This window comes from Campylobacter sp. 2018MI13 (assembly GCF_018501135.1).
GTDB lineage: Bacteria > Campylobacterota > Campylobacteria > Campylobacterales > Campylobacteraceae > Campylobacter_E.
Genome location: NZ_JAHCZC010000063.1, coordinates 1 through 11,047 on the forward strand (window position 1 = coordinate 1; position 11,047 = coordinate 11,047).

Consider the following 11,047-nt stretch of genomic DNA (forward strand, 5'->3'; position numbering starts at 1 on the left):
TTACTTGCTTGTGACTCTTAACATTGATAAATAAAATAACACTAGGTTAGAAACTATATATAAACATAGAATTAAATTAAATAAAACCTAGAAAGAACATTTAGCTTAAATGCTCTGTTTAAGTTTTGATTTGTGAAATAAAGCTCGTATTCTATCTCTTTAAGCTTAAATTATTCTTAAAGTTTGAAAATTTTTTTAAAAAAATTAAGAATTTAAAAAAGCATTCTAAATTCTTAATTTTAAATTCTACTAGCGGTATTTAATTCATAAATACTCTGCTAGAAATACCCCCCCCCTATCTCGTGTAACATAGAGCGAACGCAATTTCTACCATCTTCTTTTGCTTTATATAAATAAGCATCAGCAGCTTTTAATACTGATTCAAAATCTCTATTATCAGCATTTCTACAAGCTACACCAATACTTGTGCTACCTTTCCAAATCACTTTTTTATGTTCGTCTAATACTTCTATACCATTTACTACTGCGTGTAAAGCATTTGCAATTGCTACTGCTTCATCTAAAGAATATTTTTGTAATATTACTAAAAATTCATCACCACCTAAACGGCAAAAGTGTATGCTATCTCTATCGTTATACTTATACTTATTGCATAATTCATTAGTATCAAAAAAATATTTAACAGCATTTGAAAATTGTTTTAAAACCAAATCTCCTGCATGGTGTCCATAAGTATCATTAACTTCTTTAAACTTATCTAAATCTAATTGAATAATAGCACAGGTTGGGTCTTGATATTCATTCCATATATTATTTAATACAAACATAGCCTGTCGTCTATTAAACAATCCTGTTAATTCATCTGTAATTGATTTTTTCTTATTTTCTTGAATTTGTTCTTGCAGTTGTTTTTCTTTTTTATTAAGACTTGATTTAATATCTGCTTCAATTTCTAATAATTTCTCGTTTCTAATCTCATAAATTTTTAAAAGATTTGATAAGGTAATAGTTAGAATTTCTATATTTTTATCCATCTTTTCATTTATCATCTCAAATGCTCTTTGAGGACTATTACCAGCTTCTATAAATTTAATTTGTTTAGCTATTTTATAATCTTCTCCAACTATATGAAAAATCAGCCAATTTTTAACAAAATAAGCCAAGTTAATTGCAAGTTCTTTTTGATATACCATATCATCTTCACTATTTTGCTTTAACACTGCATCTCTCATCTTACCTAATTGTGATATACACTGCGAGTGAATATCTCTGTGGGTTTCTACATATTTTGTATATATAGCCATACTTTTCATATAATCTTCTTCATTTTTAAAATGCCAAGCAATATGACTTAAAACCACTTGAAATACAGATTCAAATTCTTTATAACCACTATTAGCTGCTTCAAATACTTGCTCTATTAATTCAAAGAACATTTTATGTTCTTCATCAACCACATCAATACCTATTTCTAATTCAGGCCCCCAGCCTTTTATATATTCTTGAATTGTTGCTTTTTTACTTTCACTACTCATATATTACTCTATTTCTTCCTGAATTTTTTGCTTTATATAACTTAGCATCAGCGTTTTTAAAGGCTTTTATTTTATCATCTTCTACCATTTCAACTCCAATACTAATAGTAACTTTTATAATTTTTTCATTAAATTTAAATATTTCTTTTTCTATATTTTCTCTTATATTATCTAATTTTGTTACACAATTTTTAAAGTCTTGATTTTTATATACGATTACAAATTCTTCTCCACCAAATCTATAAACTTTATCTACATTAGCTTTTAATATCTTAGCTACATTTTTTAATATAAAATCACCAGCATCATGACCATAAGTATCATTAACTTTTTTAAAAAAATCTATATCACATACTGCTATTACATCATTAGTAATAAGCCTAGTTCTATCATAAGCTCTTCTATTTAAAACTTGAGTTAAAGCATCAAAAAATGCTAATTTATACCCTTCAAGAAATATAGAGATTAAAAATATTAAAGAAGCAAATTCAAAAAACCCAACATCTGTTTTTTCAAGAGTTTTAAAAAACATAAATTCAAAATAAGCTCCAATATACGCAAAAATTAATGTTTTTTCAAAAAATATAAAAAATCTTAATATCAATAAATACACTAAAAATACTAGAAAAAACACTAAACCTAAATCAGTGATAAAAGAATTTGAAAATAAAAATTTATTAGTAGAATTTAATGCAAAGCTAGTATTTTGAGATAAAAATATACCTAATACTATGTATAAAATAAAAACAAAACTAATAGGTAATAAGCATTTTATAGTATCATACTCTTTTTTTAAAGATACTAAAAGCGCAAAAGCAAAAGGCATAAACAAACTTACATAAATATGGGTTTGATAATTTGCTGAAAATAAATAAATCATTTTAGAACTTATTAATAAAATACATACCGATATTATGTTGTATTTTTTAAAGTAAAGTGCAATAATAAGTGCTAATATCTCTAAAATAAAAGTAGCACTAGGCAAAGAAATTATTAATTCACTTAAAAATGAGTTCATTGATTGTAGAGCCTTTTGTAAATTTTAAAGAAACGATTATATAAAAAAAGGATAAAAAATGGTAGAAATCAAATCTCTTACTATGAGATACCCTACGGGATTATTATTTGAAAATGTAAATTTAAGCTTAAAAAGAGGCGAAAAATATGGACTTATCGGTGCAAACGGGGCTGGAAAATCAACATTTTTAAAAATTATAGCAGGAGAACTTGAAGCAACTAGCGGAGAAGTTAGTTTTGAAAATGGCGTAAGATACGGCGTGTTAGAGCAAAATCAATTTGCGTATGAAGAATTTAGTTTAAAAGATGCAGTTTTATATGGAAACAAAAGACTTTATAATGCAGTAAAAGAAAAAGAAAATATATATGCAACTTGCACGGATTATACCGATGAAATAAATAATCGCTTAAGCGAACTTGAAATGATTTGTGCAGAAGAAGACCCAAATTATGAATACGATACTAGATGTGAAAAAATATTAAGCTCTTTAAATCTTCATAATTATGATGAACTTATGAAAAATGTTCAAACAAGTGATAAATTTAAAGTTCTAATCGCACAGGTATTATTTGCTAAACCTGATGTGTTATTTTTAGATGAGCCTACGAATAACCTTGATTTAGACGCTATTAATTGGCTAGAAAATGAACTAAAACGCCACGATGGAACAATGGTTGTAATTTCTCACGATAGATTTTTCTTAAATAGTATTTGCACAAGAATGCTTGATGTAGATTTCAAACAAATTCGTGAATTTGCAGGAAATTACGATGATTGGTATATGCAAAGCACACTTATTAAAAGACAAAAAGAAGCAAGTCTTGCTAAGAATTTAAAAGAAAAAGAAGCTTTAGAAAAATTTATAGCTCGTTTTAGCGCAAATGCTTCTAAAGCAAGACAAGCAACAAGTCGTGCAAAAAACTTAGCAAAACTTGATGTAAGCGAAATAGAGATTTCAAGTAGGCGTGACCCATCAATTTTATTTAGATGTAATAGAGAAATTGGTAATGAAGTTTTAGAGCTAAGTAATATAAGTAAAGCTTATGATAAGCAACTATTTAAAAACTTAAATCTTAAAGTAAATAAAGGCGATAAAATAGCAATAATTGGAGCAAGTGGAGCCGGAAAAAGCACACTGGCAAAGATTATAATGAATGAAATTTCTCCTGATAATGGAGAGGTAAAAATGGGTGCTACAATTGAACCTAGTTACTTCCCACAAGATACCTCAAGTAAAATTTGTGAAAATTTGAAACTATATGACTATTTAATTAGCGAAAAACATAAAGATATTGATGAAATTCGCAAATGCTTAGGTAGAATGCTCTTTAGCGGAACCGATCAAGAAAAAATGGCAAAAGATTTAAGCGGTGGTGAAAAGCACAGATTGATGTTAAGTAAAATTATGCTTGAAAGGGGTAATTTTATCTTACTTGATGAGCCAAATAACCATCTTGACCTTGAAGCTATTATTTCTCTTGGTGAAGCACTTTATGAATACGATGGAGTAGCAATTTGTATAAGCCACGATAGGGAATTAATCAATTCTTATGCAAATAGAATTTGGTATTTAAACAATGGTGAGCTTATTGATTTTGTTGGCACGTATGAAGAGTTTTTATTAAAATATGGGGAGAGCAAATGACATTTAAGGTGGAGTATTCGGCAGGTTTTGGTAATTTTAGTCAAAATCATATGGGTTTTGGACCTACTATTTATATTGAAGAAATTATTAACTATGAGAGCAATAAGGATTATTTTGATTATGTTGACTTCTTTTTAAAGTATTCAAAAAAAGATGATACATTCTTTCAAATTAAATTACTTGAAGATAGAGAATTAAGTGAAAATGAAAAATTGTCTAAGAAAAAGTATTTAATGCTAAGAGATGCGATGTGTGAATGGGCTAAAAACAACACTCAAGATGAAGAGATAGAATTAGAAAAAAATTATCATCAAGGAGATTAAAAATCTCCTTTCGCTTAATTTAAATTCTAAAAAAATAATATTAAGTTTTATACACAAAATATCTAGTGATGATTACTATACAATATTCTTATATAAATAATTATAATAATTCAAACTTTAGCATTATAAAATCTAAGTTGATTGTAAAATATTACTAGAAAATTATGTTTTTATATTTTAATTTTTATACTTATTTAATTTCAATATCTAATTTTGTTTGTGATTATTCCAAAAAATATACCATTGGCATTTAATAATAAAACTAAAACATTTATGAATATGGTTAAAAAATAATACTTAAATAATTGGCGAAAAATACAAAGTGGTACGCTAGGTAGGAGTTGAAAAAGCTTATAAAATAGTGCTTAAAAATTGAATGTTCCCAAAATTGTTCCCAAAAATATTTTTTTTGATGATTTTAATAATTTTGATGAGGTAAATTAAAAATCACAAGTAGATTATATCTTTTTTATTGCTTAAAGTAAGCTAAAATAATTTAAATAATTGCTTGTTCTTATTCAAAATGCTTAAAATCTTTAATAATTTAGGTCAAACTTATATATTTTGCTACTTAGTTGTATTTATGGAATTAAACTAATTTAATATATTTTTGTAGTTTTATTTGACTTTTTAGATAAAAAAATAAGTTTTTTGATAAAAATTATATTGATTTTTTTTGCTTATTAACTTTTATTAACTACTTCTTTTACATTCTTTTCCATTCTTTTCCATTCTTTTCCATAGGTAAAAAAATTGGCATATAATCATTTAAGGCTTTTATTTAGTCCCTAATTGGTCGCTAATTTGCATAAAAATTCCCAATTTATTAAAATTACAACGAAAAAGAAAAAAGGCTATAAAAGAAATTCAATGAAGTTTCTATTTTTTTATTTGTCATACTTTTAGAAACCTTTTGTTAGCTAAAGTTCAAAAAAAAGATGAAAGGAGTAAGAGCAATGTAAAAACAATTTTTAAAAGTTGAAAGAAAAAAGCCAAAAGATAACGGCAATTATCTTAAGGCTTAGGTGGTAAAAACCACGCTAGTTTTTGAGCCTAGCGTAAAAATCTTACCACCCTTTCATAAATATTCCAAAGTTCAAAGGTGCTTTAAAAAGCTAGATATTTATTAAAGGGGCAACTATGCACTATAAACAACGATTTTTTAATATTCACAAATCAGAGAAAGCCGTTGGACTTACTAAAAAGAACTTATGGCTATTTGTGAGAAACAACGAGCTAAATTACATCAAACTAGGACATAGCTTAGTATTTATTCCACTTGATGAAATAAACGCACTTAAGCACATTTATAGCTTAAAAAAACACTACAAAAAGCAAGACAAAATAAAAGCATTAAATCAATATTATTTAGAAAAGGGGTTAGAAATGGATTATATTAAAGATTTACCGGAGTTATTAGGCACCAAAGACTTATGCCAATTATTCGGAATTGCACCAGTTACTATACATAGAAGAATTATCAACGGCGAATTAAAAGCCTATAAGCTAGGAAGTAGTAGAAGAAATTATTTTAAACGCGATGAGGTAATGGCACTAATTCAAGCTAGAAAGGTGCAAGAATGAAAAGGGCATTAACTTATAGGACATTATGGAATATTTGCTTAGGCGATATTCCAAGAAGTATTTTTTATAAGACACGCACCTCATCGGCGAATATTAAAATAATAAGAACCAAAGCTTTTATGTTAGGGCATAAGCACTACATACAAACGCCTAAAATGATAAAAAAAGGGCTTAAGTTTCATCTACCAAGTAAAATGTATAACAAGCTAAAAAGCGATAAGAAAACGCTAAAAACTATAATTATGCTTATTACTAATTTACAGCTAGGAGATGAAAGGGATATAAGAAGTGTTTTATCAATGTTAAGGGGGCTATAATGCAAAACATCACAGCCCTTGCCGATGATTTTCTAAAACGCTTAAATTCTAGCACATCTTTAGACAACATCAAGCAAGAATTAGAAAAAAAGTATAAAGATAAAGATAAAATTAACTTAGAAAATCAAATAATAAGTATTGAATTAACGCTTTTTAGTTTTCAAATACTAAATCCTAATTTGTTAAAAGATTTTGATAATTTTACAAACCTTGCCATTAATCAAGCCCACGATGAACTTATAAATATATACAAATGGAAAAGTGAGCCAAGTATAAATGATTTATGTATAACTTTAAGTCAAATTAATGAAGTAATAAATGAAAGTATCAAGCCTATTATTAGCATAATTAGAAAAGACAAAATAACACTAGAAACTTACGAGAGCTTAAAGCATTTGCATAGCCTAAAGGTTGCTACATATAGTGCTAAAAACTTGTTTTTAAATGCATACACTAGCGAAATAACACCAAGTTTTTTAAATGAGTTTAAAACTAAATTAGATGATTTAGGGCAAAATCTTACATCTAATATTGATATAAAAGAAATAATCGCTAGCCCAGAGGAGCTTTTCGAAGTTGATAATATAGAAATGTTAAAAACTAATTTTAATTATCTTAACAAATCTTTAGGTGGTGGGTTCGCAACACAAAACCTTTATACTCTATGTGGTGCAAGTGGAAAAGGCAAGACTACCCTAGCTATTCAATTAATTAGCGATTTTGCAAAGCAAGGGATTAAGAGTGCTTTTATTAGCCTTGAAATGGGAAGAAAGGAGTTGTTATCAAGATTTACAGCTAATTTATCAAGTGTTCCTTATTATAAAATAAAAAATCACAGAATGAAAATGTATTCATTAACAGATGAAGAAAAGGCAAAGATTATCAATGCAAACGATGATTTAAAAAATATTGCAATAGTAGGTAAAAAAGCCCTTAAGGAACTTTCATTATTAGAACAAGTTATAAAATATTTAGCACAAAATAATTATAAGTTTTGTGTAATTGACACTAAAGACCAAATAAAAATCACAAATTATAAAGGCGAAAGCTACGAAAAACATAACGATATAGCCAACAGCTTAAAAGAGTTATCAATGGAGCAAAGTGTTAGTATTTTATTATTATCGCAAACTAATAGAAGCCTTGATAACCTAAAAAAAGGAGAACTCCCAAATAAGTCGCATATATCGTTAAGCGATGGGACATATACCCAAAGCGATGGGATAAGCTTTATTTATACAGAGCCGGAGAGTAAAGTACTAGCTTTATATACAGACAAAAGCAGATATGCACCTAAAAGCGATGAGGTACAAGCGATAGAAATTGATAACGAGTGCTTAAGGGTAAGAGAGATTAATACACTTACTCATTTAGTAGAACATATAGGGTAAGGGGCTAATATGTTTTACATTACATTAGCAAAGCAAAAACCACAAAAAGACATACTAGAATATGAATTCGCTAAGTATATTATGCAAGAACTAGAGCAAATCATCGCTAGTAACGAGCATACGGCAAAAGCACAAGCAAGTAATTATCAAGAGTATTTAAAGCAAGTACAAATAATGAACCAAGATAAAACCTTTATTGTAAATTATAGTGGGGTGCAATCAATGGGCTTTTTTTATTTGCTTAGTGCTTTTATATTTGAACCAAATCTTAAAAAAGAACTTATTATAAGTCATAAATCAATCCTAGCAACATATGGCGAAAGAATAGACCTACCTCATCTACTAAATGGGTTTTTCATCTCTATTGATAGCCCAAACAGATACGAAACATTAAAAAGCAATCTAGCAGATAATGAGAGTTTAAGGGTATTAGACTTTTGTAAAAGACATTTTGAATTTTACATCAAATGCACTCCAACCAAAGAGCAATCAGACAAAGCCGAACAAATGGGAATGACAAGCAAAAGCGAACATTTAGAATTAATTGTAAGTGTTTTAATTGATGAATTAAAAGCTAATTTATACCAAATGCAAAGGCAAGAAAAGGCAGAAGAGCAAAGACAAAAACGAGCAGAGCAAAACAAAGCATTAAGGGAGCAAATAAAAAAAGAAAGGATAATAAATGAGCGAGAAAGTAAAAGAACAAGTTAAACCATTTATTAAAGTGTATTATTCATTAATAGACAAATATGGGCTAAATGATGGAGTGATTTTAAGCTTTTTATTATCTAGCAATATAAGAAAGGGGGCTTATATTTCAAAAGCTCTAAATATTACAGAGCCTAGTATTTGTAATAAACTAAAGCATTACAAAAGCTTAGGGCTTATTGATGATAAAAACATTCCCACCCAAATCCTAAAAGATGAGGTAAAAGGTAGTTATCATTTAATGCTATTTGATGAACTAGTAAAAGAGCATAAAATACTAAAAGCTTTTATTATAAGCTATATAATAAGCACAATGATGGCGAAAGACCCAAGCCATAAAACAAAGCTTAGAAGCTATCAAAATATAGCTAAAGTTTCAAATACTAGTTTAAGACAAATAAAAAGAATAAGTGATGAGTTAGTAACAGTACAGATTTTAGCACTAGTTGAAAACAAAGAACCAAGCATAAAACAAAGCAAAATATTAGCAATGCCTTTAAAAGTCGCTAATAAGTATAACCCAAAGCTAAAGCAAGGCAAATAAACGCCTTGCTAATTCCGAATTCAAATTCTTTTTTTACCTAGGCATTTTTATAATATCAACTAGGCATTTTTTTAATCTATGTAGGCATTTTTTTAATAAAAATGGGCTTAACTAGGCATTTTTTTAATTTTTGCTAGGCATTTTTTTAATCAGTAATATTAATAATATTAAAAAATCCCTAAAGGGATTTTTTTTAATAATATTATTAGCAGATTTAAAGCAAACGGCTTTAACGCTTACGCTTAGCCGTTGCTTATTCTTAGCAGATTAATCCCTAGAGAAACACAGCGATAAAATATACAAAATAAATTCCGTTGCCTTTAAGTAGTAGATTTATATTAGTTTTAAAAGATTTTTGATTTTAGGGGCAATTATGAGCGATTAAAAGCATAAAAACTTATGCTTCATTATCGCTTTCTAGTTCTAAAACTTTATTTTTAATTTCATCATACTTTTTAGCTTTAATACTTATCTCATCGTTAGGAGTATCATATGCTTTAGCCTTAATGTAGTTTTCTAGCAAAAACTTAATATAAGTTGGATATGGAGTGCGAGAGCCCCAAGCATTAACAGTAGGGTAAGGTATTCCACTAATTTCAGCTAATTGTTTTTTGTTTAAATTAGCTAACTTCATAAGCTTTAAAAACTCATCTTTAGTAATAGTTTCATTCATTTTATATCCTTTCAAGTGCCAAATAATAGCATAACAATATTAAAAAGATAAAAAAGTATTGTTATAAGCTTTAATTAAGTATTAAAACAATATAATTTTATTATAAAAAATAGCGTAACACTATTAAACACACAAGAAAGGAAAAACAATGAAACACATCTACAAATATAATCAAGGCTTTTTAAAAGCATTCGGTTATAAGGTGCTAAAGTATGGTGATGAGATGCTACAAGTTAGCGATAAAAGATTTATCTATACGGCAAAAAGAAATGAAATTGCAGTAAAAGGAAAAACCACAAGAGCGAAAGAATATTTAGAAAGAAACTTCGTAAAGATTTATTACAGATTTAACGCATTTTTAGAGTTGAATAACTTAGATAATAAGAAAGTTTATCCACAAACTTTACAAGCTTTATTAATGGCAATTTAAGGAGAGAACAATGGAAAAAATATTACATTCATTTATCGTAAAAGATGATTTAAACGAACCACTAATTTTACAAGGCGATAGAGTGTATTACACACCTTTCAAGGACTTCAAAGGCGATTTTAAAGAACTTAACAATAAGTTTTTAGTAATTGAGTTAAATAGCAAAAAAACCATAAGGCGTATTTACCACTATAAAGACGCACCAAAATGGAGCAAAGAATTAGGAGGGGTTCCACTTGTCTATCAACTAGAGACAACTAATCGCAAATATCAAGATTCCGACAGATATTTATACGAACAAGCAATAACGGAGGAAATATTACAAAAATCCGGCGTGATTTTAGGTATTGTGGGTAATGTAGAGCGTAATATGGAAAAACTAGATTATCAAAATTTTGAAGATATTTACAATCACCCTATTGATTATTTTTATTGCTTATAAGCAAGATAATACAAAGAGCGAAAAAATGAGAAGAAAAAGCATAAACGCCTACTAGCTAAAGCACATAATATAAAACATCGTAAAAGGCGAATAAATGGGCTTTTGTTAGCTTATATGTATTTAAGATTTAATGGCTAGGGGTCGCTACTTGCACCCTAGCTACTTCTTAGCACTTTCTAAAAACAATTTGATTTAATTAAACTAAACTTAAACAATTCTAAAAATCCAAAATCGTATAACTAGGGCTTTTTAGCTTTTACGGGTCGCTACTCGCATACTTCCTAGCCTTGAGTAAAAATATAAAATGGGTCAGTTGGGTTAGGTTCTTCCTAGCCCAAACTAAATGATGGGGGTCGCTACTTGCACCCTAGCTACTTCTTAGCACTTTCTAAAAACAATTTGATTTAATTAAACTAAACTTAAACAATTCTAAAAATCCAAAATCGTATAACTAGGGCTTTTTAGCTTTTACGGGT

12 protein-coding genes are annotated in these 11,047 nt (G+C 28.1%); 9 read left to right on the forward strand and 3 right to left on the reverse strand.

Annotation, left to right across the window (positions count from 1 at the left end):
- Positions 1-278 precede the first annotated feature (278 nt).
- Together KJQ99_RS07030 and KJQ99_RS07035 are read right to left on the reverse strand one after the other, a co-directional pair.
- Positions 279-1,496, reverse strand: a complete 1,218-nt coding sequence (locus KJQ99_RS07030; protein ID WP_214117412.1) for a GGDEF domain-containing protein — start codon at positions 1,494-1,496, stop codon at positions 279-281.
- Positions 1,489-2,514: a GGDEF domain-containing protein gene (locus KJQ99_RS07035; RefSeq protein ID WP_214117413.1), complete on the reverse strand. Its 1,026-nt coding sequence runs from the start codon at positions 2,512-2,514 to the stop codon at positions 1,489-1,491. Before KJQ99_RS07035 ends, KJQ99_RS07030 begins: the two co-directional genes overlap by 8 nt.
- 58 nt (positions 2,515-2,572) lie before the next feature.
- Between KJQ99_RS07035 and KJQ99_RS07040 the strand changes: the two genes are divergently transcribed.
- From KJQ99_RS07040 to KJQ99_RS07070, 7 genes are all read left to right on the forward strand, one after another.
- Entirely contained in the window at positions 2,573-4,159 is a 1,587-nt protein-coding gene (locus KJQ99_RS07040) for an ABC-F family ATP-binding cassette domain-containing protein (RefSeq protein WP_214150372.1), read from the forward strand.
- Positions 4,156-4,482, forward strand: a complete 327-nt coding sequence (locus KJQ99_RS07045) for a hypothetical protein (RefSeq protein WP_214117415.1) — start codon at positions 4,156-4,158, stop codon at positions 4,480-4,482. Before KJQ99_RS07040 ends, KJQ99_RS07045 begins: the two co-directional genes overlap by 4 nt.
- A gap of 1,140 nt (positions 4,483-5,622) precedes the next feature.
- Positions 5,623-6,066 carry a helix-turn-helix transcriptional regulator gene (locus KJQ99_RS07050; RefSeq protein ID WP_214150373.1) on the forward strand — a complete coding sequence of 148 codons (444 nt, stop codon included), beginning with the start codon at positions 5,623-5,625 and terminating at the stop codon, positions 6,064-6,066.
- Complete coding sequence (locus KJQ99_RS07055) at positions 6,063-6,383, forward strand: hypothetical protein (protein ID WP_214150374.1); 321 nt, start codon at positions 6,063-6,065, stop codon at positions 6,381-6,383. Before KJQ99_RS07050 ends, KJQ99_RS07055 begins: the two co-directional genes overlap by 4 nt.
- A complete protein-coding gene (locus KJQ99_RS07060; RefSeq protein WP_214150375.1) occupies positions 6,383-7,774 on the forward strand; it encodes a DnaB-like helicase C-terminal domain-containing protein in 1,392 nt (463 codons plus the stop codon). The genes KJQ99_RS07055 and KJQ99_RS07060 overlap by 1 nt, the downstream gene beginning before the upstream one ends.
- A 9-nt stretch (positions 7,775-7,783) precedes the next feature.
- Positions 7,784-8,485, forward strand: coding sequence for a hypothetical protein (locus KJQ99_RS07065; RefSeq protein ID WP_214150376.1), 702 nt, complete (start codon positions 7,784-7,786; stop codon positions 8,483-8,485).
- Complete coding sequence (locus KJQ99_RS07070; RefSeq protein ID WP_214150377.1) at positions 8,457-9,026, forward strand: hypothetical protein; 570 nt, start codon at positions 8,457-8,459, stop codon at positions 9,024-9,026. Before KJQ99_RS07065 ends, KJQ99_RS07070 begins: the two co-directional genes overlap by 29 nt.
- Before the next feature lie 397 nt (positions 9,027-9,423).
- On the opposite strand, the gene KJQ99_RS07075 is transcribed toward KJQ99_RS07070, so the two are convergent.
- Entirely contained in the window at positions 9,424-9,699 is a 276-nt protein-coding gene (locus tag KJQ99_RS07075; protein WP_250325681.1) for a helix-turn-helix domain-containing protein, read from the reverse strand.
- A 148-nt stretch (positions 9,700-9,847) separates the two neighbouring features.
- Here KJQ99_RS07075 and KJQ99_RS07080 point away from each other — a divergent pair, with 148 nt between their 5' ends.
- Together KJQ99_RS07080 and KJQ99_RS07085 are read left to right on the forward strand one after the other, a co-directional pair.
- Positions 9,848-10,129 carry a hypothetical protein gene (locus KJQ99_RS07080; protein ID WP_214150378.1) on the forward strand — a complete coding sequence of 94 codons (282 nt, stop codon included), beginning with the start codon at positions 9,848-9,850 and terminating at the stop codon, positions 10,127-10,129.
- Between the two features lie 10 nt (positions 10,130-10,139).
- Positions 10,140-10,571 carry a hypothetical protein gene (locus tag KJQ99_RS07085; RefSeq protein ID WP_214150379.1) on the forward strand — a complete coding sequence of 144 codons (432 nt, stop codon included), beginning with the start codon at positions 10,140-10,142 and terminating at the stop codon, positions 10,569-10,571.
- Positions 10,572-11,047 lie beyond the last annotated feature (476 nt).